Consider the following 24,011-nt stretch of genomic DNA (forward strand, 5'->3'; position numbering starts at 1 on the left):
ACATACAGTTTGCAAAGGCTTGCTTCCGTGGCCGAACTTTGCATAATTCCCGCTTTTCCCGAATAAGGTAAACAAACAGGCATTCTTATGATCAATGATGTCATCACGCCGGAATTTGACGAAGAAGGGCGTCCGCTACGTCGTATCCGTAGCTTCGTCCGTCGTCAGGGACGGCTGACGAAAGGCCAGCAACACGCACTGGATCACTACTGGCCGCAGATGGGCGTGGAATTCACGCCACAGCCGCTCAACTTTGCCGAACTGTTTGGCCGTGAGTCACCGGTAGTTCTGGAAATCGGTTTTGGTATGGGGGCATCGCTGGTCACCATGGCTGAGCAGAATCCGCATCAGGATTTTCTTGGCATTGAAGTGCATGCACCGGGTGTCGGTGCCTGCCTTGGGAGCGCCCATGAAGCAGGGGTCAGTAATCTACGCGTGATGTGCCATGACGCGATGGAAGTGCTGGAGACCATGATCCCCGATAACTCGCTGCGCATGGTGCAGCTGTTTTTCCCAGATCCGTGGCATAAAGCACGGCATAACAAACGGCGTATTGTGCAGGTGCCTTTTGCTGAACTGATACTGCGCAAACTGAAACTTGGCGGGGTGTTCCATATGGCCACTGACTGGGAAAACTATGCAGAGCATATGCTGGAAGTGATGAGCAGCATTCCCGGTTATCGCAACCAGTCTGCAGAAGGAAATTATGTACCCCGTCCGGACAGCCGTCCATTGACGAAATTTGAACAGCGTGGTCATCGTCTTGGTCACGGTGTTTGGGATTTGATGTTTGAGAGGATTAAATAATGGCAGTACAACGCAGTCGTCGTCTACGTAAGAAAATGCACCTCGGCGAGTTTCAGGAACTGGGCTTCTCCGTTAGCTGGAAATTCGCCGCGGGCACCTCTGAAGCAGATATTGATGCGACTTTAGATGCCTTTGTCGATGAAGTGATTGAACCAAACGGCCTGGCTTACGATGGTAGCGGCTACCTGCAGTGGGAAGGCTTAATCTGCCTGCAGAAAACCGGCAAATGCACCGATGAACAGCGTAAAGTGGTACGCGAATGGCTGGAAGCCCGTCAGCTGTCTGACGTTAAAGTGACTGAGCTTTTTGATGTTTGGTGGGATGAAGCGGCAGAGATCTGATCCGTTTTTGCGGTGACCGGTACTGATAGGTCACCGCACCCGTTAATCGCCGCAACAGGAGTGAGCATGCTACGTAACCTTATTGCCGTTGGAGTTCTTCTGGCTTTTGCTCAGGGTGCCCGCGCGGATTATGAATGTCCTGTTAAACCGCAGGATGATATTACTGTCACTCAGGCCAGTGTAGAGGCCAGCGGCAGCGACGGTGATCTGGTGATCACGCCACAGGGCTCCATCACCTTCAATGGCCATGCGGTCCAGGCGGATGCAACCCTGCGTCAGCAGGCGATTAACTGGCAGGCGGCGGTGCGCAAGGACCTGCCGTGGATCGATCAGGGGGCGCACACCCGCCTAGATAACGCCCGCGCGGCACTGGATAAAATCATCGTTGAGAAGCTAGGGGCCGACAGCCATGTCCGTACCCGGCTGACCACGCTGGATACGCAACTGAAAGCGCAGATGAACCGGGTGATCGAGCATCGTAGTGACGGTTTGATGTTCCATCATCAGGCGATTGATCAAGTTCGCTCTGAAGGGGATAAACTGGTGCAGAGTACCATGGGCGGCATCCTGCAGGATAGCCTGAATGAATTGGGCAGCAGCCAGTCATCAGGCAGTAATCCCCTACAAGCACTGATGGGGAATCTCGGTGGTTTGCAGCAATCAGTGCGCAGTCAGATGAAAACCCAAGAAGCGGATTTCCGTCAGTTCGGCGAGCAGGTCTGCCAGCGGGTGACCGTGCTTGAGAAACAGCGCACGGCAATTTTTCAGCAATTGAAAAAATAACCGCTACTCTGGCAGCCTCCATTGGGAGACTGCCGTTTATCAATTATTCCCCTTCGAGAAATAATTCCAGCAGGCTATTTAGGAACAGGCGTCCTTTTTCAGTTACCTGCCAATGATGGGGCGTTTCGGTCAGGTAACCCTGTGCCAATGCACTGTCTAAGGCCGGACGAATATAGCTCTCTTCAAGGCCAGTATAACGACTGAATTCTTCGCGCGGGCAGGGCTCGGTCAGTCGGAAACGGTTCATAAAATACTCGAACGGCTTCTCATCATCGGTCACCGTATAACGCTTATCCAGATACTCGCCGCGCATAAAACCGCGTGGATGACGGGTTTTCACGCTGCGGATGATCTCACCGTCAGGCTGAGTTAATTTACCGTGGGCGCCACAGCCAATCCCCAGATAGTCACCAAAACGCCAGTAGTTAAGGTTATGTTCACATTTTAAGCCTGGTTTGGCATACGCAGAGGTTTCATACTGCTGATAACCGGCTTCGGTGAGTAAGCGGTGCCCCTGTTCGAAAATATCCCAGAGGTCATCTTCGTCTGGCAGAACCGGCGGACGTGAGGCAAACAAGGTATTTGGCTCGATAGTGAGCTGATACCAAGAGAGGTGTGGCGGAGATAACTCAATGGCTTGACGCAGATCCTCCAACGCCTCTAGCAATGACTGGTCCGGAAGACCGTGCATCAGGTCGAGGTTAAAACTGCGCAGGCCCAGACCTGCCGCCAAGTGTGCGGCGCGCTTTGCTTCATCTGGGCCATGGATACGCCCCAAGCGGGTCAGTTTTGGCTGGCTAAAGCTCTGCACGCCGATGGAAATACGGTTAACCCCTGCCCGTTGATAGCCACTGAAACGGTCGGCTTCGACGGTACCTGGGTTAGCTTCCATGGTGATCTCTGCCTGCGGAGAGACCGGCAGCCGCTGGCGGACGCCATCCAGCAGCATCTGCATCGCCTCACTGCTTAACAGGCTCGGGGTACCGCCACCGATAAAAATAGTGGCGATTTCGCGCCCGGAGGTCAGGGCAATATCGTTATCCAGATCAGCCAGTAAATGGCTGACGTACTCGCTGTGCGGCACTTCCCCTTTCAGTGCATGGGAGTTGAAGTCACAGTATGGGCACTTCTGTACACACCAGGGGATATGGATATACAGGCTCAGCGGTGGCAGGTTACCCATCTCGCAGCGCATCCAATAGCAGTGCTAGCGCTTGGCCACGATGAGACACCGCCAGTTTCTCAGGCTTGGTCATTTCGGCAGCCGTTTTGCCCTGTTGGGGCACAAAGAATACCGGGTCATAGCCGAAGCCGCCTTCACCGACAGGCTGGCGGGTGATCATCCCCGGCCAGCGTCCATGAAATACCAGCGGTGTCGGGTCATCCGCATGGCGCAGATAGACCAGTACACAGTGGAACGCTGCCTGACGCTGCGCATCGGCCACGTCCTGTAGGGCTTCTAGTAACTTTTCCACATTCTGCTGATCGCTGGCTTCAGTGCCTGCGTAACGGGCAGAGTAGATCCCCGGCGCGCCGCCGAGACTCTCCACCGCCAGTCCAGAGTCATCGGCAATAGCCGGTAATCCGGTTTCACGGGCGGCATGGCGTGCTTTCAGCAGCGCATTTTCGATAAAGGTCAGGCCGGTCTCTTCCGGGCCTTCCACGCCGAGATCGGTCTGGGCAACAATTTCCAGACCAAATTCTGCCAGCGGCTCTGCCAGCTCACGGACTTTTCCGGCATTACCGGTTGCCAGGACGACTTTTTGCATCATTATTCAGCCTTCAGAATTACAGCAGGTACCACAGTCCTGGGAAGATATCCATGCCCAGGAAATTCAGTGCGTAGAGGATCAGCACAACGATCATGGCAGAGAAATCAATACCGCCCATCGCTGGCAGAAAACGGCGGATCGGTGCCATCAGCGGTTCGGTCAATTGGATCAGCACCAGATCCATAGCGCCGCGTCCCTGACTCACCCAGCTCATTAATGAGCGCACCAATATTACCCAGAACACCAAGTTACCGGCAGCTTTCAGCAGCGACAACACGCCGATCACTAGGTTGAACAGGCTTAGGGAGAAGCCACCTGACTGGATCAATACCAGCAGCGGGAATTTAAGGGTAGTCAGCACCAATGCTAGCAGCAGCGAGGCGGTATCCACAGGGCCGATGGCGGGGATCAACCGGCGTAGCGGGCGGATCACCGGTTGGGTTAGTTTAACGATAAACTGGCTCAGTGGGTTATAAAAGTCACAGCGGGCGATCTGCATCCAAATGCGCAGCAGTAGCACCATCACATAGAGATCAATAACCGTTTGCACCAGAAATGTCAGAGTGTTCATGTAAGTCCTCAGTGTCAGGAAGCAGCATCTGGATAATGGCGGGCGCCAAAAATGGCAGACCCGACACGTACCAGGGTGCTTCCGGCTTCAATTGCGGCTTCCATATCGTCACTCATCCCCAGAGACAGGGTATCAATGCCGGGGTAAGCCGCCTGTAATGTCTGTAACGCCTCAGCCATTTGCCGGCAGACAGCCAGCTGAGCCTGATACTCTTTTTCCGGTGCCGGGATCGCCATCAGGCCCCGTAACCGTAGATTCGGCAAAGCGTTAATTTCCGCCGCCAGTCCCTCAACGTCATGCAAGGCAATACCTGACTTGCTGCTTTCGTCGCTAATATTCACCTGGATCAGCACATTCAATGGCGGTAGCGCCGCCGGGCGCTGATCGTTCAAGCGCTGTGCTAATTTCAGTCGGTCGAGGGTATGGCACCAGTGAAAATTCTCGGCCACTAATCGGCTCTTATTCGACTGTAGTGGCCCGATAAAATGCCATTCTGTATCGGTCAGGTCACCGGTTTGGGCGATTTTATCGACCCCTTCCTGGACGTAGTTTTCACCGAAGCAGCGTTGACCTGCCTGCCAGGCTTCCCGGATATCACTCACAGGTTTGGTTTTACTCACGGCCAGCAGGGTGATCTGTTGGCGATCACGGCCGCAATGCTCGGCAGCGCGGCTGATACGCTGCTGGACTTGCTGTAAATTATGCTGAATGGACGTCATAACCGGACTGTTTACTGGAATTGGAGGAAATTGTGGCCCTTAGTGTAAAGCATAATGCCTGATGGTGAAGTGTTATCTGCACTGTGACTAAGTGAACCGCTGTATAGTAAAAATCATACCATACGGCAATCGGTGTGTCTCAAGCTTGGAATAGGGAGCGTATATCGGCGTTATGCATAGTATGAGGACTGAAGCAGAGACGCTTGAGGGAACTGAGGGGCTTAATCTCGTCGCGGAATGGGTTTCTTGAACGAGTCCCCAGTAACTCCGTCTCGCAACATGAATCGAAGGTTTGTGACGAGGCTAATTTAAATGGCATACATCATTGGCTATTATTTCGACAATTCTGGGACAGTTGATGAGGAACTCTGATATGCCAACTCGCGAAGTTGAGTAATCTTTGACTTAATAAAGCGAATAATCAGTTTTTTCTGCACGATAAAAATATTTTTGGTAACTCCCGAAACGTAGTCTCAGAACACAAAACGCTGTAGCGGCAATCGTATTCCGCTAGACGGCCTCTAGAAGAGGTTTCAGACCGGCAGGGTAGCCGGTTTCCGATTGAGAGTAAGCCGCGGGCTATGCTGAGCGGCCCTAGAGTTACTTTTGTGAGTTGGCGGCACTGAACTCTAGGCGGATCTGTTTTTCTTGCCAGCTACTGCGGTCAAACGGGCGACCATAAACCAGCTTTAGGGTCGAGTTGCCCGGTTTTTCCGCCAGTAGATAGAAACGCTGCTGACCGCTGCAGCCGGTCATACCCGGTTGGCAGTGTGCCGCGGCTTGGTAGCTGCCGGGAACCAGTAATATTCCTTCAGGCAGACCGCTGATCATCCATTGATAGCCGGTACTCGGGTTGGCCTCCAGTGACAGTTCGGCTTGTTTGCCGACCACGCCCTGTACTCGGGCAGGGACCTCTGCGGCTAGCGCGCTAACACTGCTGAAAGCGGCCAATAGGCTGACTGCGGCACTAAGATAACCTTTCATCGTAAATCTCCTTCCTTGAACAATGAGGTGACAGATCTCCGCGCTATGCGGCGGCGGGCAGGACAAGTATACGGCGGTTCGGCCGATTCAGTGATAGTCGAACCAGCTTTCCAGAATAATTACCGCAGATCCGGAGTCCACATTGCCTTTGCTGAGGGCACGATAACCGCCTTGCTCGAACAGTCCGGCGCGGGCTTCGACGGTACTTAATCGCTCATCCTGTAATTCCACCGCAACACCAAAGCGACCATGCAGACGATTGGCAAATTTGCGCGCTCGGGCAGTGAGTGGCTGTTCGGTGCCATCCATGTTCAACGGCAGACCGACGACTACTAAATCGGGCTGCCACTCTTTCAATAGTTTTTCGATCAGCGCCCAGTCTGGCACACCGTCCTGGGCCTTGAGGGCTTTCAACGGACGCGCGGTGCCGGTCAGTTGCTGGCCGACGGCCACACCAATGCTTTTAGTGCCGAAGTCAAATCCAAGCAGAGTTTTCGCTGACATCAGGCATGTCCTGCATGAGCGGCGATCTGCGCGATATCTACGCCGAGGCTTTTCGCCGCGCTGCGCCAGCGTTCAGAAATAGGGGTGTTGAACAGGATATCGGTGTTAGCCGGGACGATGAGCCACGCATTATCCAAGATCTCTTGCTCCAACTGCTCTTCTTCCCAGGTACAGTAACCCAAGGCGACGATCACATTTTCCGGTTTCTGTTCGCTACCCAGTGACTCCAGTACATCTTTGGAGGTGGTCAAAATAGTGTTGTCAGAAATCGTGATACTGGATGAGAACGACTGGGCAGGGGTGTGCAGAATAAAACCACGATCTTCTGCCACCGGGCCGCCGTTATACACCGGATAATCTAGGGTCCGCTGGTGTTCCGCATAGTCGGGGGTGATCTCTAATTTGTCCAGTATGCCCTCGATCGTCAGGTCTTCCATCGGCTTATTGACGATAAGGCCCATTGCACCCTCGTCATTGTGCTCGCACACATAGACAACGGTACGTTTAAATACTGGGTCCTCGAGGGATGGCATCGCGATAAGGAAATGGTGTTGTAAATTCATGCTGGCTCAGTGTGGTAATTTCAGACAATCAACCGGCAGCGAAGGGCTGCCGGTCAGGGGTGACAGACATCAGCCTTTGAGGCGTTTTTCAATCGCATCCATCAACATGCCGGTCACTGAGATCGGGAAAGCCGCTTCGATTTCGCGGACACAGGTTGGGCTGGTGACGTTAATTTCTGTCAGGCGGTCACCAATAATGTCCAGGCCGACAAAGATCAGGCCTTTCTCTTTCAGTACCGGTGCCACTTTACGGGCAATCGCTAAGTCAGTGTCGCTCAGCGGACGGGCTTCCCCGCGACCACCGGCCGCTAGGTTACCACGGGTTTCTCCCGATTTCGGGATACGGGCCAGGCAGTAAGGCACAGGTTCACCGTCCACTACCAATACGCGCTTATCACCTTCTTTGATAGCAGGTAGATAGTTCTGCGCCATACAGTAGGTGGTCGCCTCATGGGTCAGCGCTTCACAAATCACCGAAAAGTTAGGGTCATCTTGTTTCACACGGAAGATTGAGGTGCCGCCCATACCATCCAGTGGCTTCATGATGATATCGCCATGTTCCTGCCAGAACTCGCGCAGTTTATCCTGACTGCGGGTCACCAGGGTGTCCGGGGTTAGATCGGCAAACCAAGCAGTGAACAGTTTTTCGTTGCAGTCACGCAGGCTCTGCGGTTTGTTGACGATCAGTGTGCCTTGTTCTTCAGCACGCTCAAGGATATAGGTCGCGTAAATAAACTCGGTGTCAAACGGCGGATCCTTACGCATCAGGATAACATTCAGGTCCGCCAGTTTGATCTCCTGTTCGCTGCCAAACTGGTACCAATTATCGTAATTCTGCTCGACGGTCAGTATCCGAGTCCGTGCCGAGGCAACACCGCCACGCAGGTGCAGGTCATTCATTTCCATATAATGGATTTCATAGCCACGACGCTGTGCTTCCAGCAGCATTGCAAAGCTGGTGTCTTTCTTAATATTGATGTCCGCAATCGGGTCCATCACGATGCCAAGCTTAATCATTATTTTCTCCTCGGAAGGCAGCACTGACTACCTTAATCTTCACTGATAGTACCCTTTCAGCCACAGCGGGGTTTTACCGCAGGTGCCGGGTTATCCTAAGTCGCCGAACCTTACCTGCAGGGCAGTGATCACGGTCAGCGCGGCGGTTTCGGTACGTAGTACCCGTGGCCCCAATAAAATATCGGTAAACCCTTGTCCGGCAGCCATCTCGATCTCATCACTGCTCAGTCCCCCTTCAGGACCGATCAGCAGACGCACACGACTGACCGGTAGCGGCAGAGTATTGATACTTTGGCTAGCCCGCGGGTGCAGGTTGAGCTTCAAGCCGGTTTCGGGTTCGGCGCACCAGTCGCTGAGTGACATCACAGGACGAATTTCCGGCACCCGGTTACGCCCAGATTGTTCGCAGGCGGCAATGGCAATTTTCTGCCACTGTTGACGTTTTTTCTCAAGACGTTCGGCGTCCAATTTTACGCCACAGCGTTCAGACAGCAGTGGGGTGATTTGGTTAACCCCCAGCTCAATGGATTTCTGGATAGTAAATTCCATTTTCTCACCCCGTGACATCACCTGGCCGAGATGCAGAGACAGCGGTGATTCACGATCATCGCTGACGGCGTCGGCCAACTGCACGGTGACACGCTTTTTATCTGCGTGGACAATGGTTGCAGGGAATACCTGATTACTGCCATCAAACAACTCTAGAGATTGACCACGGATCATTCTCAATACCCGGCCGACATGGTTTGCGGCGTCTTCACTCAATTCAGTTTCACAGTGACTGACTAAGGTTTCAGGGTGATAAATGCGGGGGATACGCATGAAAAATCTACCAGTTCAGGGCCGCCACATAGCGTGCAGCCAGTAATAAATGTTAAGGATGTCCAGTGTCCCTGTCCCTGAGGATAAGGTCAACCGTCGGACAGGTTTTTTTGGTGTCCGCTGGCGGCTTAGGCGGAGTCAGTAGGATCTGGCTTCAGTTCGCCATTGCAGTCATTACAGCGATAACGGGTCTCGCCGCGCAATACTTTGTTATGGCGACGCACGGTCAGCCGATGGCGACGACAGGCGCACCGATAAGCAAAGGTTTTTTGTAGGGACTCGGTATCAAAACGGTGGGTACTCTTGGCGGGGACACCCAGTACGGTCTGCATCATCCATTTCCATTCCCGGCCATGGGGAGCCACCCGGCCAAAGTGTTTCCACACCAACAGGTGAGCCAGTTCGTGCGGCACTACTTCATCGACAAAGGCTTGGCCGTTTTCCATCAATAACACCGGATTAAGGCGGATCTGCCAAGACTGCAGCCAGGCAGTGCCAGCCGTGGTCCCCCGTTGCTGATACAGCACTTCGGGTAACGGATACTCTTTTTCCAAATGTTGATTGGCGAGGCTGAGGTGATGGCGCAATGAGCGCATCACCGCCTGCTGCAGGGCGATGGGCAGACGCAGAGTTTTCATCGGGGCAGCATAATCCCCGGACGGGCGGAATTCAATGGGGCAGAAACAACACAGGCAACGTTGCCGTTGCCTGTGAGAGGGGGCGGGACTGGTTAATCCTGCTGACCGATGTGACGTAATTTCTTACCTTGCATCAGGTTACGTTCAATGTGTTCCAGTGAAACGTTTTTAGTTTCAGGGATCAACCACAGGGTCAGTACGATAAACGCCAAGTTCAGCAGCGCATACACACCGAAGGTCGGTGCGTTACCCAAGGTATTGAGCAGCGTCAGGAAGGTGGCGCCGACAATCATGTTGGCGATCCAGTTGGTGGTCGTGGAGACAGTGATCCCGAAATCGCGGCCTTTCAGCGGCTGAATTTCTGAACACAGTACCCAGATCAGCGGACCGGCGCTCATAGCAAAGCCGATAATAAACATCAGCAGCATGGCAATTGCGAAGTACTGCGCACCGACAGAATGGATACCAAAGTGCAGCATACTGCCGAGGATACCCATACCGGCTGCCATAACGATAAAGCCTAAAATCAGGGTTGGTTTACGGCCCCAACGGTCAACCAGACCGATTGCGATAAAGGTCGACAGTACGTTGATCAGACCGACGATCACGGTGCCCCACATTTGCTGATTGGTGTCAGCAAAACCGGCGATTTCGAAAATTTTCGGCGCGTAGTACATGATGACGTTCATGCCGGTAAACTGCTGCATCACCTGTAACAGGATGCCTAGGTAAACCGCACGGCGGAAGTTACCGTTATTTTTAAACAACGACCAGCCGGTTTGTTTAACTTTCAGGCTTTCACGGATCTCATCAAGCTCACGTTTCGCCTGCTCGCTGGTGTCACGCAGACGGTCGAGTACCCGTTTGGCATCTTGGAAGTTACCGCGAGCCGCCAGCCAGCGAGGGCTGTTCGGCAGGAAAATCACCCCGATGAGCAGCAGCAGGGCAGGGATAGTGATCACTCCCAGCATCCAGCGCCAGTTACCGGTATAGCTCAGCGCGGTATCTGATAGGTAGGCCCCAAGAATACCGATGGTGATCATTAACTGATAAAGGGAAATCATACTGCCGCGGATATTTCCCGGCGCGATTTCAGACAAATATAGCGGTGCCGTATAGGATGCTACACCTACCGCCAGCCCCAGCAGCACACGGGCAGCGATCAGCATTTCCGGGCTAGTGGAGAGTGCAGAGAACAGCGAGCCGACGACAAACAGGATAGCCCCTGCCATCAGACTCTTTTTACGTCCTAGGTGCGAAGACATCCAGCCACTGCCGATAGCACCGATAGCGGCACCAAACATCATTGAGCTGACGATCCATTCCTGCTGGTGTGCGGAAACATTAAATTCTTTGGCAATGAATGGCAGGGCCCCGGCGATGACGCCGATATCCAAACCAAACAGTAAACCTGCTAGGGCCGCAAGGAAGCAGACGAACAAGGTCATCATTTTGTTCGATGTTCTGCGTTTGTGGGTGTTATCAGGCATTTGAGCCTCCACTATTAACAATCATTATTGTAGTAATGTTAAAGAAAATTTCCGGATTTTGCCGTGAGCAGGATCACAGTGATGTAATCGGTTACATCTGCTAAACGGTTATTCAGGATAATTTATGGTGAAAAACACGATCAGTACCCGGCTTGGTCAGACAATGTGCCGGAATAATAAAGTTCCGGATTATAAACTTGCAGTAGCGGGCCTATGCAACCTGTTTTTTTGACCGGAATTCTCTTGTTATAGACCGGAATAAAGCAGAATGAAAGTGGCTGTGAGATGTAAACGCTACCACGCTTAATAATTCACAAATATTAGCCTGAAATTCACAGCAAACGCCGATCACTGTGATCGTCGGAGGTTCGGAAAAAAGCAGAAATTTCTCAGGAGAGATAACAACAGGGCAGAGAAATCTGCCCTGTGAGGGGGATTACAGACCGGCAGCTTCGCGTAATGCGTCAGCTTTGTCGGTTTTTTCCCATGGGAAGTGCTCACGACCAAAGTGACCGTAGGCAGCCGTATCGCGGTAGATTGGGTGCAGCAGATCCAGCATCTGGATCAGTCCGTAAGGACGCAGGTCGAAGAACTCGCGCACTAACAGGGTCAGCTGCTCAGCAGGCACTTTTTCGGTACCGAAAGTTTCAACCATGATAGAGGTTGGTTCGGCAACACCGATGGCATAAGACACTTGGATCTCACAGCGGTCAGCTAGGCCGGCCGCCACGATGTTTTTCGCGACATAACGTGCCGCATAGGCCGCCGAGCGGTCAACTTTTGATGGGTCCTTACCGGAGAAAGCACCGCCACCGTGACGGGCCATACCGCCGTAGGTATCAACGATAATTTTACGACCAGTCAGACCACAGTCACCCATTGGGCCGCCGATCACAAAGCGTCCGGTCGGGTTGATAAAATATTTGGTGGCGCTGTTCAGCCACTCAGCAGGCAGTACTGGTTTGATGATGGTTTCCATCACCGCTTCCTGGAGATCTTTCTGACCGATTTCTTCTGCATGCTGGGTAGACAATACTACCGCATCGATACCGACAATTTTGCCGTCATCGTACTGGAAGGTCACTTGGCTTTTCGCATCCGGACGTAACCACGGCAGGGTACCGTCTTTACGGACTTCCGCTTGGCGCTGCACCAGACGGTGTGCATAGGTGACTGGCGCTGGCATCAGCACATCGGTCTCGTTGGTGGCATAACCGAACATCAGACCCTGGTCACCGGCACCCTGTTCCAGCGGATCAGCGCGGTCAACACCTTGGTTAATATCTGGAGACTGCTTACCGATGGTGCTCAGGACCGCACAAGAGTTAGCATCAAAGCCCATATCGGAGTGAACATAACCGATATCGCGGACGGTTTTACGGGTGATATCTTCGATATCCACCCATGCGCTGGTAGTGACTTCACCACCGACCAGCACCATACCGGTTTTTACGTAGGTTTCGCAGGCGACACGTGCCTTAGGATCTTGCTCCAGAATGGCATCCAGCACTGCATCAGAGATCTGATCAGCAATTTTATCGGGATGCCCTTCTGATACGGACTCGGATGTAAATAGGTGTTTTGCCATGAGTTCTTTACCTTACTCTGTGGTTTCAATTCTACAGCATAGCGAACATCAGCAGTGCTCAGTTTCGCTTCTTAAGACAAAGCCGTGAGCGGTTCAGGGTGCGCCTTACGGCACAGGCTGGATACACTGCCAGGTAGTTATTACGTGCAGAGAGCGATTATTAGACGGAAAACCATCCGGACGTCTATTTTAGGTCACAGTTTTGGGGAAACGCCACCCCTTTTTAAATATTAAGGCGTTACAGGCTGTAAACATAATGGCACAGCCAGCCGCAACAGGGCGTTTTGGTCGGTGATCAGCCGCGCCAAAGACAGAATTTTCTGGTTGTTAGCAAAACGGGGCAGAGATTTGGCAAGGCTCTCCCTGCTGCTGACTCGCGTTGGGGGATATCCCCCGTGAGGGCAGCACTGTTGGCAGACAGCGGACCGTCGCCTCCTTGTATTATTCGGCAACAGAAATCGCGCCGCTCAGCAAAGAGATAGCGTGTTTTCCTCTCTTTTCCGCCGGGACTCTGTGCTATAAATGATGCATGAAACTGTTACTGCAATCAGGAGAAGCCTCCATGCGGAATAACAGCCGTTTGACTTATTCATCAACACTCGAGGTTCGCAATGTCTGACGACATGAAAACGATCAAGGGTTCGTCAGCAGGCGAACAGGGGGAATTGCGTTCCATGCAGGAAGTCGCGATTAACGATACCGAAGCCAGCCGCATGCTGAAGACCTACAACATTGCCTGGTGGGGGAATAACTACTACGACGTCAATGAACTGGGCCATATCAGCGTCTGCCCGAATCCGGAACAACCGGAGGTGCGTGTTGACCTAGCTAAACTGGTGAAAGAGCGGGAAGCTCAGGGCCAGCGCCTGCCAGCACTGTTCTGTTTCCCGCAAATTCTACAACACCGTCTGCGCTCCATTAACGCCGCGTTCAGCCGTGCCCGCGAATCTTTCGGTTATAAAGGGGACTACTTCCTAGTCTATCCGATCAAGGTTAACCAGCATAAACGGGTGATCGAGTCACTGATTAATTCCGGTGAGCCGCTCGGACTGGAAGCTGGCTCCAAAGCCGAGCTGATGGCGGTATTGGCCCATGCCGGTCAGACCCGTTCGGTGATCGTCTGTAACGGCTATAAAGACCGTGAATACATCCGCTTGGCATTGATCGGTGAAAAACTGGGCCACAAAGTCTATCTGGTGATCGAGAAGATGACCGAGGTGCGTCTGGTATTAGAAGAAGCTGAACGTCTCAACGTGACCCCGCGTTTGGGCATTCGCGCCCGTCTGGCCTCACAGGGCTCCGGCAAATGGCAGTCCAGCGGCGGCGAGAAATCTAAATTTGGACTGTCAGCCACCCAGGTCTTGCAGTTGGTAGACATTATGCGCAACGCGGGCCGCCTCGACAGCCTGCAACTGCTGCATTTCCACCTTGGCTCACAGATGGCGAATATCCGTGACATCTCCACCGGGGTGCGTGAATCTGCGCGTTTCTATGTGGAACTGGCGAAACTGGGCGTTAATATCAAATGTTTCGATGTCGGCGGCGGTCTAGGTGTCGATTACGAAGGTACACGTTCTCAGTCTGACTGCTCGGTCAACTATGGCTTGAATGAATACGCCAATAACGTGATCTGGGCCATAGGTGATGCCTGTGACGAGCATGGTCTTGAGCACCCAACAGTGATAACTGAATCTGGGCGTGCCGTCACGGCACACCACACGGTACTGGTGTCGAACATCATCGGTGTGGAACGTAACGAATTCACTACGCCACAGGCGCCAGCAGAAGATTCACCGCGCCCAATTGTCAGCCTGTGGGAAACGTGGCAGGAGATGCACGAGCCGAACGTACGTCGTTCGCTGCGTGAATGGCTGCATGACAGCCAAATGGACCTGCACGATATTCATACCGGCTATTCGGCGGGCACTTACGACCTCACCCAGCGGGCCTGGGCGGAGCAGTTGTATCTGAGTATCTGCCACTATACCCGCCTGCACCTGGACCCGAGCAACCGTGCCCACCGTCCGATTATCGACGAACTGCAGGAGCGGATGGCGGACAAAATTTACGTCAACTTCTCATTGTTCCAGTCGATGCCGGATGCTTGGGGGATCGACCAGTTATTCCCTGTACTGCCGCTGGAAGGCCTGAATAAGTCTCCGGAGCGCCGTGCGGTACTGCTGGATATCACCTGTGACTCGGACGGCACTATCGATCATTATATCGACGGTGACGGTATCGCCACCACCATGCCGATGCCGGATTATGATCCAGAGGACCCACCGATGCTGGGCTTCTTTATGGTCGGCGCGTACCAAGAAATCCTTGGGAATATGCATAACCTGTTCGGCGATACCGAAGCGGTAAATGTCTATGCCTATGATAACGGTGAAGTAGACGTGGAAATCTCCGATGAAGGGGATACCGTGGCGGACATGCTGGAATATGTGCAGCTCAATCCACGCAAGCTGCTGGATCTGTTCCAGAAGCAGGTGAAAGAGACCGATATCGAGGCCGAATTGCGTGAGCAGTTCCTGTCGGAATTCGAAAGCGGTCTCTATGGTTACACCTATCTGGAAGACGAGTGATCGCTCAGTGATGACCGGCGGTAAGCGGACGCACGCTTAGCCATTGTGGTTATCACTGTGAATGACGATAATCAGTCTATCGCCCTTGTGCATCGGGTTTAACGACACACAAGGGCTTTTTTTCGCCGTAGTCTATTCAGGCGGCGGCATCTCTGCGGCGGCATAGTCCGTCGTAGAAAGGAGAGAGGAACCACTATGTACCATACCCTGGGTAATGAATACGATAACTCCCTAGTGTCTAACGCCTTTGGATTTATGCGCTTCCCCCTGAATTTTCAGCCTTATGACAGTGATGCGGAATGGGTGATCACCGGGGTCCCGTTTGACGCCGCCACCTCTGGTCGTCCGGGCAGCCGTCTTGGACCGGGTGCCATCCGCCAGATTTCCACAAACTTGGCCTGGGAAGGTTGCCGCTGGCCGTGGGATTTTGACCTGCGTCAGCGCCTAAAGGTGATCGACTGCGGCGACCTGGTCTACGCATTTGGTGATTCTCAGGATATGTCCAGCAAACTGCAGGCCCATGCGGAAAAGCTGCTGGCCAGCGGCAAGCGTATGCTGACCTTTGGTGGCGACCACTATATCTCCCTGCCACTGTTGCGTGCCCATGCTAAGCATTTCGGAAAAATGGCGCTGGTGCATTTTGACGCCCATACCGATACTTATTCTAACGGCCCGACCTTCGATCACGGCACCATGTTCTACCATGCGCCGAATGAAGGGCTGATTGATCCGAACCACTCGGTGCAGATCGGTATCCGTACCGAGTACGATAAAAATCTCGGCTTTAACGTGCTGGATGCGGCGCAGGTTAACGACAGCTCGGTGGCGGATATCCTCGCGGAAATTAAAAAGACCGTTGGTGATTTACCGATTTACCTGACCTTTGATATCGACTGTCTGGACCCAGCTCATGCACCGGGCACCGGCACCCCGGTGATTGGCGGCTTGACGTCGGATAAAGCCACTAAGCTTATCCGTGGCCTACAGGGCATGAACATTGTCGGGATGGATCTGGTGGAAGTGGCTCCGGGTTATGACCATGCCGACCTGACGTCACTGGCGGCCGCCACCCTGGCACTGGATATGTTACATGTACAGGCTGCGTCAAAACCATGATCCGCAGTCTGTGCTATGCTAGCCACGTTGAACTATTCGCGAGCAATTAAACAAGGAGAACGCCATGGGTTTACTGGATGATGTATTAGGCTCTCTGACCGGCGGTCAGCAGAACAAACTGGGACAATTACAGGCTGTCTGGAACTGGGTTCAGGAGCAGGGCGGCGTAGAAGTGCTGATCCAGAAGTTTCAGCAGGGCGGTCTGGGAGAGATTATCTCAAGCTGGCTGAGCAACGGCTCTAACCAGTCGGTTAGCAGTGACGATATTAAATCCTCGCTGCCGACGCAGGATCTGGAGTCACTGGCCGGTAAGTTGGGAACTGACGTCAGCGGCGCTTCAGGTGTCCTGGCCCAGCTGCTGCCAGAACTGCTGGACAAAATCTCACCACAGGGCGAAGTTCACCCAGAAGCCAGCGGCAGCAACAGTCAGCTGGATTTAGGATCTCTGGTTAACAGCATCTTTAAGAGCTAAAAAACTGACCGAGCCTATGGCGTACTCAAGGTATGCCACGACGACAGGGTGCCACAGCCGACTGTGGCACCGTGCTAACCACTGTGAAATCAGGGGCAGTTAGCAGATAACTGACCGTGCAGCGCCGGGCACTAGCATAATCTTTTGTGATCTCCGGCGCTTTTTCTCCCGCATTTCAGAGGCCTCTGATCTCCTGCACTTTCAGCCGCACAATTCGCCCGTTACGGCATATACTTTTGCCCCGTTTTTCATGTACATTGAAGGACGAACGTTTTTCGGCCTTGCCTGATAATTGTTGATTTTCAATGTATTGGTAAAGGGAAGGCCATTATCCGATCTGGAGCTTACGCATGCCCTCACATAAAGAACTCGCCAATGCGATTCGTGCCCTCAGTATGGACGCAGTACAGAAAGCCAAATCCGGTCACCCGGGTGCCCCTATGGGTATGGCTGATATCGCCGAAGTGTTATGGCGTGATTTCCTGAACCACAACCCGCAGAACCCATCATGGGCTGACCGCGACCGCTTCGTGCTGTCTAACGGCCACGGCTCAATGCTGATTTACAGCCTGCTGCACCTCACCGGTTATGATCTGCCGATCACCGAACTGGAAAACTTCCGTCAGCTGCACTCCCGTACCCCGGGTCACCCAGAATACGGTTATACGCCGGGCGTGGAAACCACCACCGGTCCTCTGGGACAGGGTATCGCCAATGCTGTCGGTTTCGCGATTGCAGAGCGCACCCTGGCTGCACAGTTTAACCGTCCGGGTCACGACATCGTTGACCACTATACTTATGCCTTTATGGGTGACGGCTGCATGATGGAAGGTATTTCCCATGAAGCCTGTTCACTGGCAGGGACCTTAAAACTGGGCAAGCTGGTCGCGTTCTATGATGACAACGGTATCTCTATCGATGGTCACACCGATGGCTGGTTCACCGATGATACTGGGATGCGTTTTGAAGCCTACGGCTGGCATGTGATCCGTGGTGTTGATGGTCATGATCACGATGCAATCCGTCGCGCCGTTGAAGAAGCGCGCAGCGTTACCGATAAGCCGTCACTGCTGATCTGTAAAACAGTGATCGGTTTCGGTTCGCCGAACAAAGCCGGTACCCATGACTCTCATGGTGCGCCGCTGGGTGATGACGAAATTGCACTGACCCGTAAGCAACTGGGTTGGAACTATCCTCCTTTTGAAATTCCTGCAGACATCTACTCTGCCTGGGACGCGAAAACTGCGGGTCAGGAAAAAGAGCAGGCGTGGGATAAGAAATTTGCCGCCTACAGCGCCGAATTCCCAGAGTTGGCGAAAGAGTTCAGCCGTCGTACCTCTGACAAACTGCCGGAAAACTGGCAGCAAGAATCGCAGAAGTACATCGAAGAACTGCAGGCAAACCCTGCCAGCATCGCCAGCCGTAAAGCTTCTCAGAACGCCATTGAAGCCTTCGGTAAACTGCTGCCAGAATACCTGGGCGGCTCTGCTGACTTGGCACCAAGTAACCTGACTATGTGGTCCGGCTCTAAACCGATTAACACTGACGCTGCGGGTAACTATATCCATTACGGTGTGCGTGAGTTCGGTATGACTGCCATTGCTAACGGTATCGCTTTGCACGGTGGTTTCCTGCCGTACACCGCGACTTTCCTAATGTTTGTGGAATACGCCCGTAACGCCACCCGTATGGCAGCCCTGATGAAAATTCGTCAGGTGCTGGTCTATACCCATGACTCTATCGGTCTGGGTGAAGACGGCCCGACCCACCAGCCGGTTGAGCAGCTGGCCAGCCTGCGTACCACACCAAACATGAGCACTTGGCGTCCTTGTGATCAGGTCGAATCTGCAGTGGCGTGGAAATACGCGATTGAACGTCAGGACGGGCCTACCGCGCTGATCTTCTCTCGTCAGAACCTGACTCAGCAGCCTCGTGATGCTCAGCAGTTAGCCAACGTTGCCCGCGGCGGTTACGTACTGAAAGACTGTGACGGTCAGCCAGAACTGATCCTGATCGCCACCGGTTCAGAAGTGGGCCTGGCGGTGGATGCTGCTGCGAAACTGAGCGAGCAGGGCCGTAAAGTACGAGTCGTCTCCATGCCTTCGACCGATGCGTTCGACAAGCAGGATGCGGCGTACCGCGAATCTGTACTGCCGGCAGCGGTGACCGCTCGTGTGGCTATCGAAGCAGCTATCGCTGACTTCTGGTACAAATACACCGGTCTGAACGGCGCTATTGTTGGCATGACCAGCTTTGGTGAATCTGCGCCAGCGGATCTGCTGTTTAAAGAGTTTGGTTTCACCGTCGATAACGTGGTGGCGAAAGCCAACGCATTGCTGTAAGGCGATCGCGTTTAACGGTTTACATAAAGCATGGCAGTGACTGCCATGCTTTTTTTTCATCTGGTGTAAGCCGTTAGTGCCGATGTTTTTTTATGCAGTCAGCGGGGGAAAGTGTGAGGTGGCTCTGATAAAAACAATTACAGTTGATCTCAGTCATTCCCGTTGCCGGCCGCATCCTTTATTCTCGGCTGAAGCGTTTCAGTCGGGGTTTTGCAACGGGCTGCCTAGGGTAGGACGTTGTGTTCACTGGTTGCCGCTCATGCCTCTTGTTAGAGGGTGATGCCGCAGAGAAAGTAATGGTAGTCAAATGACCCTCAGAATAGCGATTAATGGTTTTGGCCGGATCGGCCGCAGTGTGCTGCGGGCCTTGTATGAAACCGGTCGTCATATGGAAGTGACCGTGGTGGCCATTAATGAACTGGCTGACAACGAAGGCATTGCCCATCTCCTGAAATATGACACCAGCCATGGTCGCTTTGCCTATGACGTCCATCTGGAAGAGGATGATTTACTACGTGTTGGGCGTGACCACATCCGCCTGCTGCATGAAGCATCCATTGCTGACCTGCCGTGGCAAGAACTCGATATCGATATCGTGCTGGACTGTACCGGCGTCTATGGCAGTCGCGCCGACGGGGAAGCCCATTTGACCGCTGGGGCAAAAAAAGTGCTGTTCTCTCATCCCGGCGGAAACGATCTCGACCGTACTGTGGTCTATGGTGTTAATCACCATGAATTACAGGCGGATGATCGGATTGTCTCCAATGCCTCCTGTACCACCAACTGTATTATTCCGGTGATTAAACTGTTGGATGATGCATTCACTATTTTGTCTGGGACGGTCACTACTATCCATTCATCGATGCATGATCAGCAGGTGTTGGATGCGTACCACCCAGACTTGCGCCGGACACGTGCCGCCAGCCAGTCGATTATTCCGGTGGATACGAAATTGGCGGCTGGGATTTCACGTATTTTCCCTAAGTTTTCAGACTGTTTTGAAGCGATTGCGGTGCGTGTTCCCGTGATCAATGTCACTGCGATTGACCTGAGTGTGACATTGGAAAGCGCCGTGACCGCGGGGCAGGTTAATGAGCTGTTGCAAAACGCATCCGGCGGAATTTTTCGTGGTATAGTCGATTACACGGAGCTGCCGTTGGTATCGATTGATTTTAATCATGATCCGCACAGTGCCATCGTCGACGGTACTCAGACACGGGTCAGCGGAAAGCACCTGGTGAAAACCCTGGTATGGTGCGACAACGAATGGGGCTTTGCTAACCGTATGTTAGATACCACTTTAGCGATGGCCGCAGGTAATTTCAGGTAAGGCGCGACAGCGCTGGATAAAACTTACGAGAATCAATAAGAGGATTCACCATGTCTGTAATCAAAATGACCGATCTGGATCTAGCAGGTAAACGTGTACTGATCCGTGCCGACCTTAACGTGCCGGTGAAAGAGGGTAAGGTGACCTCTGATGCCCGTATCCGTGCCTCATTACCGACCATTGAATCTGCCCTGAAGCAGGGTGCCAAAGTTATGGTAACCTCGCACTTGGGTCGTCCGGTGGAAGGCGAATACAACGAAGAATTCTCTCTGCTGCCGGTGGTGAATTATCTGAAAGATAAACTGGGTGGCGCCAAGGTGACCTTGGCAAAAGATTACCTCGATGGCGTCAATCTGGAAGCTGGTGAGCTGGTGGTTCTGGAGAACGTTCGCTTCAACAAAGGCGAGAAAAAAGACGACGAAACCCTATCCAAAAAATACGCGGCACTCTGCGATGTGTTCGTGATGGATGCATTTGGTACTGCTCATCGTGCGCAGGCCTCCACCCACGGTGTCGGCAAATTCGCCCCTATCGCCTGTGCCGGTCCACTGCTGTCAGCGGAGCTGGAAGCGCTGGGCAAAGCTATGAGCAATCCGGCCCGTCCGATGGTGGCAGTGGTCGGTGGCTCTAAGGTCTCTACCAAGTTTGATGTACTGCAGTCACTGGTGGGTATTGCGGATACCGTGATTGTCGGTGGCGGTATTGCCAACACCTTCGTCGCCATTGATAACAATGTCGGCAAATCTCTGTACGAACCTGATTTTGTCGAGGCAGCGAAAAAACTGCGTGACCAATACGGCATCCCAGTGCCGACAGATTCTCGCGTTGGCACAGAGTTCTCCGAAACTGCGCCAGCAACCGTGAAGAAAGTCAGCGAAATCAAAGATGAAGAAGAGATCATGGATTTCGGTGATGAAACCGCTCAGGCGATGGCGACAATCCTCAAAGAGGCGAAAACCATCCTGTGGAACGGTCCGGTCGGGGTATTTGAGTTCCCTAATTTCCGCAAAGGCACCGAAATTGTGGCCAATGCGATTGCAGACAGCGATGCCTTCTCGGTCGCCGGTGGCGGCGATACCTTGGCAGCCATCGACCTGTTCGGTATCGAAGATAAAATCTCGTATATTTCCACCGGTGGTGGTGCCTTCTTGGAATTTGTCGAAGGTAAAAAATTACCGGCAGTAGCCATGCTGGAAGAACGCGCAAAACAGTAATTGTGGCAGGTCACGGCCGAGTAATACCGGTGGTGACCGATTTCAGCCCGCTGGTCGGGCTTCCGTTTACGGCCAACGAAACAGGACAACCCTATGTCTAAAATTTTTGATTTCGTAAAACCAGGTGTAGTGACCGGTGAAGATGTTCAGAAAATCTTCCAGGTAGCTAAAGAAAATCACTTCGCACTGCCAGCGGTAAACTGTGTCGGTACCGACTCAATTAACGCTGCACTGGAAACTGCCGCTAAAGTGAAAGCGCCGGTGATTGTCCAATTCTCTAACGGCGGTGCCGCGTTTATCGCCGGTAAAGGCTACACGTCTGATAAACCTCAGGCGGCGGCCATTATGGGGGCGATAGCCGGTGCTCATCATGTCCATCTGATGGCGGAAGCTTACGGTGTGCCGGTGATCCTGCATACCGACCACTGCGCCAAAAAATTACTGCCGTGGATCGACGGTCTGCTGGATGCCGGTGAAGCGCACTTTGCCAAAACCGGTAAACCGCTGTTCTCCTCTCATATGATTGACCTGTCAGAAGAGTCGCTGGAAGAGAACATCGAAATCAGCGGTAAATACCTGGCGCGTATGGCGAAAATGGGGATGACCCTGGAGATCGAACTGGGTTGTACCGGCGGTGAAGAAGATGGCGTGGATAACTCCCACCTGGATAACTCGGCGCTCTACACTCAGCCGGAAGACGTGGATTACGCCTACCAGAAACTGAATGCGATCAGCCCGAATTTCACCATCGCCGCCTCATTCGGTAACGTACACGGTGTCTACAAACCCGGTAACGTCCAGTTAACGCCGAAAATTTTGCGTAACTCTCAGGATTATGTCAGCGAAAAACATGGCCTGCCACACAACGCCCTGAACTTCGTGTTCCATGGCGGCTCCGGCTCTTCTGCAGAAGAGATCAAAGAGTCTATCGGCTACGGTGTTATCAAAATGAACATCGACACCGATACTCAGTGGGCCACCTGGGACGGGATCCTGCAGTACTACAAAAAGAACGAAGGCTACCTGCAGTCTCAGCTGGGTAACCCGGAAGGCGATGATAAGCCAAATAAAAAATACTACGATCCACGTGTTTGGCTGCGCGCCGCACAGAGTTCCATGGTGACCCGCCTTGAGCAGGCATTCCATGAACTGAACGCGGTTGATCGCCTGTAATCTGACGAAAATAAAACAAGGTCTGCCTGCGGGTGGACCTTTTTTGTTTCAGCGCAGAAGATGGCGAGGCTGTGCTGGTAGGTTTGATAGCGGACAATCACCGCCCCCAGTTCATAGGCTTGCAAGCTCCCTCGGCGGCAGTCTGGGGTAATAATTTCTGAAAGCGCCCCCTTAGGGAGTCTCGCGGTTTGGCATTCGACCATTTATTGTTTACCCTTTGCCACAAGCTGCCGGATTAGCAGTTTAACGATCAAACCTCAGGAATATTAAAACAGGATCATCCCATGCAAGACTTAAATGTCGCAAACAGCCTGCATAGCGCTGGCTCTTGGTTGGAACGTAATCAGGAGTTGCTGCTGAGCTACGCGGTCAATATTGCCGCCGCTATTGCCATTCTTTTTGTTGGTTTCATTGTCGCCCGAGTGATTTCTAACGGTCTAAACAAGGTGCTACGCGCCCGCAGTATTGATCAGACCGTCGCTGACTTTCTGTCAGTACTGGCTCGTTATGTGATCATTGCCTTTACTGTGATTGCCGCACTGAGCCGTGTTGGCGTGCAGACCGCTTCGGTGATCGCGGTATTAGGTGCTGTCGGTTTAGCCGTCGGCCTGGCACTGCAAGGTTCACTGTCAAACTTTGCGGCCGGTGTCCTGCTGGTGACTTTCCGTCCGTTCCGTGTCGGCGAATATGTGGATATCAGCGGTGCTGCCGGGACCGTACTCAGCGTGCAAATCTTCTCAACAACACTGCAGACCTCTGATGGCAACATCGTGGTGGTGCCTAACGGTAGCATCATTTCCGGTAAGATCATTAACTACAGCCGCGAGCCGTTGAGCCGCAGCCAGTTTATTATCGGGGTTTCTTACGAGTCTGACATTGATGAAGTGTTTACGGTGCTGCGCAACGTGGTTGCAGCAGAAAAGCGTGTCATCAAAGAAAAACCAGTAGTGGTTGCCCTGAATGAAATGGGGGCCTCTTCCCTGAATATTGTCGTCCGTTGCTGGACCACCTATAACGACCAAACTCAGACCTATTATGATCTGATGGCGGCGTTCAAACGTGCGTTAGATGCGAATAATATTGGTCTGCCTTACCCGCAGATGGATGTGCATCTTTACAACCCGTCAGCATCCAAGGCGGACAGCGCGGAATAAGCCCGTGACCAGCCTGCAGGCCC

General features: G+C 53.0%; 23 protein-coding genes. 11 read left to right on the forward strand and 12 right to left on the reverse strand.

The window, feature by feature from the left end:
• Positions 1-87: 87 nt before the first annotated feature.
• The 3 genes from trmB (at position 88) to DW47_RS0100385 (ending at position 1,931) form a co-directional block, all read left to right on the forward strand.
• Positions 88-807, forward strand: a complete 720-nt coding sequence (gene trmB, locus DW47_RS0100375) for a tRNA (guanosine(46)-N7)-methyltransferase TrmB (RefSeq protein WP_029684327.1) — start codon at positions 88-90, stop codon at positions 805-807.
• Entirely contained in the window at positions 807-1,148 is a 342-nt protein-coding gene (locus DW47_RS0100380) for a YggL family protein (protein ID WP_029684328.1), read from the forward strand. Before trmB ends, DW47_RS0100380 begins: the two co-directional genes overlap by 1 nt.
• Before the next feature lie 66 nt (positions 1,149-1,214).
• Positions 1,215-1,931, forward strand: a complete 717-nt coding sequence (locus tag DW47_RS0100385) for a DUF2884 family protein (protein WP_029684329.1) — start codon at positions 1,215-1,217, stop codon at positions 1,929-1,931.
• A 43-nt stretch (positions 1,932-1,974) separates the two neighbouring features.
• Here DW47_RS0100385 and hemW read toward each other — a convergent pair whose 3' ends face one another.
• From hemW to metK, 12 genes are all read right to left on the reverse strand, one after another.
• Positions 1,975-3,114, reverse strand: coding sequence for a radical SAM family heme chaperone HemW (gene hemW, locus DW47_RS0100390; RefSeq protein WP_029684330.1), 1,140 nt, complete (start codon positions 3,112-3,114; stop codon positions 1,975-1,977).
• The gene (rdgB, locus tag DW47_RS0100395; RefSeq protein WP_029684331.1) at positions 3,107-3,700 is read right to left on the reverse strand and encodes an RdgB/HAM1 family non-canonical purine NTP pyrophosphatase; all 594 of its coding nucleotides are present in this window, start codon (positions 3,698-3,700) and stop codon (positions 3,107-3,109) included. The genes hemW and rdgB overlap by 8 nt, the downstream gene beginning before the upstream one ends.
• A 19-nt stretch (positions 3,701-3,719) precedes the next feature.
• Entirely contained in the window at positions 3,720-4,274 is a 555-nt protein-coding gene (locus tag DW47_RS0100400) for a YggT family protein (RefSeq protein WP_029684332.1), read from the reverse strand.
• A 14-nt stretch (positions 4,275-4,288) separates the two neighbouring features.
• Positions 4,289-4,993 carry a YggS family pyridoxal phosphate-dependent enzyme gene (locus DW47_RS0100405; RefSeq protein ID WP_029684333.1) on the reverse strand — a complete coding sequence of 235 codons (705 nt, stop codon included), beginning with the start codon at positions 4,991-4,993 and terminating at the stop codon, positions 4,289-4,291.
• Positions 4,994-5,593: 600 nt separating this feature from the next.
• Positions 5,594-5,977 carry a protease inhibitor I42 family protein gene (locus tag DW47_RS0100410; protein WP_051150779.1) on the reverse strand — a complete coding sequence of 128 codons (384 nt, stop codon included), beginning with the start codon at positions 5,975-5,977 and terminating at the stop codon, positions 5,594-5,596.
• Positions 5,978-6,064: 87 nt separating this feature from the next.
• Positions 6,065-6,481, reverse strand: coding sequence for a Holliday junction resolvase RuvX (ruvX, locus tag DW47_RS0100415; protein WP_029684335.1), 417 nt, complete (start codon positions 6,479-6,481; stop codon positions 6,065-6,067).
• Positions 6,481-7,044 (reverse strand): YqgE/AlgH family protein, encoded by a 564-nt coding sequence (locus tag DW47_RS0100420; protein WP_029684336.1) that lies wholly within the window; start codon positions 7,042-7,044, stop codon positions 6,481-6,483. Before DW47_RS0100420 ends, ruvX begins: the two co-directional genes overlap by 1 nt.
• 69 nt (positions 7,045-7,113) lie before the next feature.
• A complete protein-coding gene (gene gshB, locus DW47_RS0100425) occupies positions 7,114-8,061 on the reverse strand; it encodes a glutathione synthase (RefSeq protein ID WP_029684337.1) in 948 nt (315 codons plus the stop codon).
• A 90-nt stretch (positions 8,062-8,151) separates the two neighbouring features.
• On the reverse strand, positions 8,152-8,883 hold the full coding sequence (gene rsmE, locus DW47_RS0100430; RefSeq protein ID WP_029684338.1) for a 16S rRNA (uracil(1498)-N(3))-methyltransferase: 732 nt from the start codon (positions 8,881-8,883) through the stop codon (positions 8,152-8,154).
• Positions 8,884-9,011: 128 nt separating this feature from the next.
• Complete coding sequence (locus DW47_RS0100435; protein WP_029684339.1) at positions 9,012-9,521, reverse strand: SprT family zinc-dependent metalloprotease; 510 nt, start codon at positions 9,519-9,521, stop codon at positions 9,012-9,014.
• A 92-nt stretch (positions 9,522-9,613) separates the two neighbouring features.
• Complete coding sequence (locus tag DW47_RS0100440; protein WP_029684340.1) at positions 9,614-11,011, reverse strand: sugar porter family MFS transporter; 1,398 nt, start codon at positions 11,009-11,011, stop codon at positions 9,614-9,616.
• 436 nt (positions 11,012-11,447) lie between these two features.
• Positions 11,448-12,599, reverse strand: coding sequence for a methionine adenosyltransferase (gene metK / locus DW47_RS0100450; RefSeq protein ID WP_029684341.1), 1,152 nt, complete (start codon positions 12,597-12,599; stop codon positions 11,448-11,450).
• A gap of 611 nt (positions 12,600-13,210) precedes the next feature.
• On the opposite strand from metK, the gene speA reads away from it, so the two are divergent.
• The 8 genes from speA (at position 13,211) to mscS (ending at position 23,988) form a co-directional block, all read left to right on the forward strand.
• A complete protein-coding gene (speA, locus tag DW47_RS0100455) occupies positions 13,211-15,187 on the forward strand; it encodes a biosynthetic arginine decarboxylase (RefSeq protein ID WP_029684342.1) in 1,977 nt (658 codons plus the stop codon).
• 195 nt (positions 15,188-15,382) lie between these two features.
• Positions 15,383-16,303 (forward strand): agmatinase, encoded by a 921-nt coding sequence (gene speB, locus DW47_RS0100460; RefSeq protein WP_029684344.1) that lies wholly within the window; start codon positions 15,383-15,385, stop codon positions 16,301-16,303.
• A 64-nt stretch (positions 16,304-16,367) separates the two neighbouring features.
• Positions 16,368-16,775 carry a YidB family protein gene (locus DW47_RS0100465; RefSeq protein WP_029684345.1) on the forward strand — a complete coding sequence of 136 codons (408 nt, stop codon included), beginning with the start codon at positions 16,368-16,370 and terminating at the stop codon, positions 16,773-16,775.
• Between the two features lie 350 nt (positions 16,776-17,125).
• Positions 17,126-19,117, forward strand: coding sequence for a transketolase (gene tkt / locus DW47_RS0100470; protein ID WP_029684346.1), 1,992 nt, complete (start codon positions 17,126-17,128; stop codon positions 19,115-19,117).
• Between the two features lie 307 nt (positions 19,118-19,424).
• Complete coding sequence (gene epd / locus DW47_RS0100475; protein ID WP_029684347.1) at positions 19,425-20,447, forward strand: erythrose-4-phosphate dehydrogenase; 1,023 nt, start codon at positions 19,425-19,427, stop codon at positions 20,445-20,447.
• Between the two features lie 50 nt (positions 20,448-20,497).
• A complete protein-coding gene (gene pgk, locus DW47_RS0100480) occupies positions 20,498-21,661 on the forward strand; it encodes a phosphoglycerate kinase (RefSeq protein WP_029684348.1) in 1,164 nt (387 codons plus the stop codon).
• 93 nt (positions 21,662-21,754) lie between these two features.
• Positions 21,755-22,834: a class II fructose-bisphosphate aldolase gene (fbaA, locus tag DW47_RS0100485; RefSeq protein ID WP_029684349.1), complete on the forward strand. Its 1,080-nt coding sequence runs from the start codon at positions 21,755-21,757 to the stop codon at positions 22,832-22,834.
• Positions 22,835-23,118: 284 nt separating this feature from the next.
• Entirely contained in the window at positions 23,119-23,988 is an 870-nt protein-coding gene (gene mscS, locus DW47_RS0100490; protein WP_029684350.1) for a small-conductance mechanosensitive channel MscS, read from the forward strand.
• Positions 23,989-24,011: the final 23 nt, after the last annotated feature.

The sequence above is a fragment of the Tatumella saanichensis genome, from assembly GCF_000439375.1.
In the GTDB taxonomy this organism is placed as follows: domain Bacteria; phylum Pseudomonadota; class Gammaproteobacteria; order Enterobacterales; family Enterobacteriaceae; genus Tatumella; species Tatumella saanichensis.

Excerpts from the sequence above, each read along its gene's own strand:
- trmB (WP_029684327.1), top strand. The coding sequence starts at position 88 with ATGATCAATGATGTCATCACGCCGGAATTTGACGAAGAAGGGCGTCCG.
- DW47_RS0100380 (WP_029684328.1), top strand. The coding sequence starts at position 807 with ATGGCAGTACAACGCAGTCGTCGTCTACGTAAGAAAATGCACCTCGGC.
- DW47_RS0100385 (WP_029684329.1), top strand. The coding sequence starts at position 1,215 with ATGCTACGTAACCTTATTGCCGTTGGAGTTCTTCTGGCTTTTGCTCAG.
- hemW (WP_029684330.1), bottom strand. The coding sequence starts at position 3,114 with ATGGGTAACCTGCCACCGCTGAGCCTGTATATCCATATCCCCTGGTGT.
- rdgB (WP_029684331.1), bottom strand. The coding sequence starts at position 3,700 with ATGCAAAAAGTCGTCCTGGCAACCGGTAATGCCGGAAAAGTCCGTGAG.
- DW47_RS0100400 (WP_029684332.1), bottom strand. The coding sequence starts at position 4,274 with ATGAACACTCTGACATTTCTGGTGCAAACGGTTATTGATCTCTATGTG.
- DW47_RS0100405 (WP_029684333.1), bottom strand. The coding sequence starts at position 4,993 with ATGACGTCCATTCAGCATAATTTACAGCAAGTCCAGCAGCGTATCAGC.
- DW47_RS0100410 (WP_051150779.1), bottom strand. The coding sequence starts at position 5,977 with ATGAAAGGTTATCTTAGTGCCGCAGTCAGCCTATTGGCCGCTTTCAGC.
- ruvX (WP_029684335.1), bottom strand. The coding sequence starts at position 6,481 with ATGTCAGCGAAAACTCTGCTTGGATTTGACTTCGGCACTAAAAGCATT.
- DW47_RS0100420 (WP_029684336.1), bottom strand. The coding sequence starts at position 7,044 with ATGAATTTACAACACCATTTCCTTATCGCGATGCCATCCCTCGAGGAC.
- gshB (WP_029684337.1), bottom strand. The coding sequence starts at position 8,061 with ATGATTAAGCTTGGCATCGTGATGGACCCGATTGCGGACATCAATATT.
- rsmE (WP_029684338.1), bottom strand. The coding sequence starts at position 8,883 with ATGCGTATCCCCCGCATTTATCACCCTGAAACCTTAGTCAGTCACTGT.
- DW47_RS0100435 (WP_029684339.1), bottom strand. The coding sequence starts at position 9,521 with ATGAAAACTCTGCGTCTGCCCATCGCCCTGCAGCAGGCGGTGATGCGC.
- DW47_RS0100440 (WP_029684340.1), bottom strand. The coding sequence starts at position 11,011 with ATGCCTGATAACACCCACAAACGCAGAACATCGAACAAAATGATGACC.
- metK (WP_029684341.1), bottom strand. The coding sequence starts at position 12,599 with ATGGCAAAACACCTATTTACATCCGAGTCCGTATCAGAAGGGCATCCC.
- speA (WP_029684342.1), top strand. The coding sequence starts at position 13,211 with ATGTCTGACGACATGAAAACGATCAAGGGTTCGTCAGCAGGCGAACAG.
- speB (WP_029684344.1), top strand. The coding sequence starts at position 15,383 with ATGTACCATACCCTGGGTAATGAATACGATAACTCCCTAGTGTCTAAC.
- DW47_RS0100465 (WP_029684345.1), top strand. The coding sequence starts at position 16,368 with ATGGGTTTACTGGATGATGTATTAGGCTCTCTGACCGGCGGTCAGCAG.
- tkt (WP_029684346.1), top strand. The coding sequence starts at position 17,126 with ATGCCCTCACATAAAGAACTCGCCAATGCGATTCGTGCCCTCAGTATG.
- epd (WP_029684347.1), top strand. The coding sequence starts at position 19,425 with ATGACCCTCAGAATAGCGATTAATGGTTTTGGCCGGATCGGCCGCAGT.
- pgk (WP_029684348.1), top strand. The coding sequence starts at position 20,498 with ATGTCTGTAATCAAAATGACCGATCTGGATCTAGCAGGTAAACGTGTA.
- fbaA (WP_029684349.1), top strand. The coding sequence starts at position 21,755 with ATGTCTAAAATTTTTGATTTCGTAAAACCAGGTGTAGTGACCGGTGAA.
- mscS (WP_029684350.1), top strand. The coding sequence starts at position 23,119 with ATGCAAGACTTAAATGTCGCAAACAGCCTGCATAGCGCTGGCTCTTGG.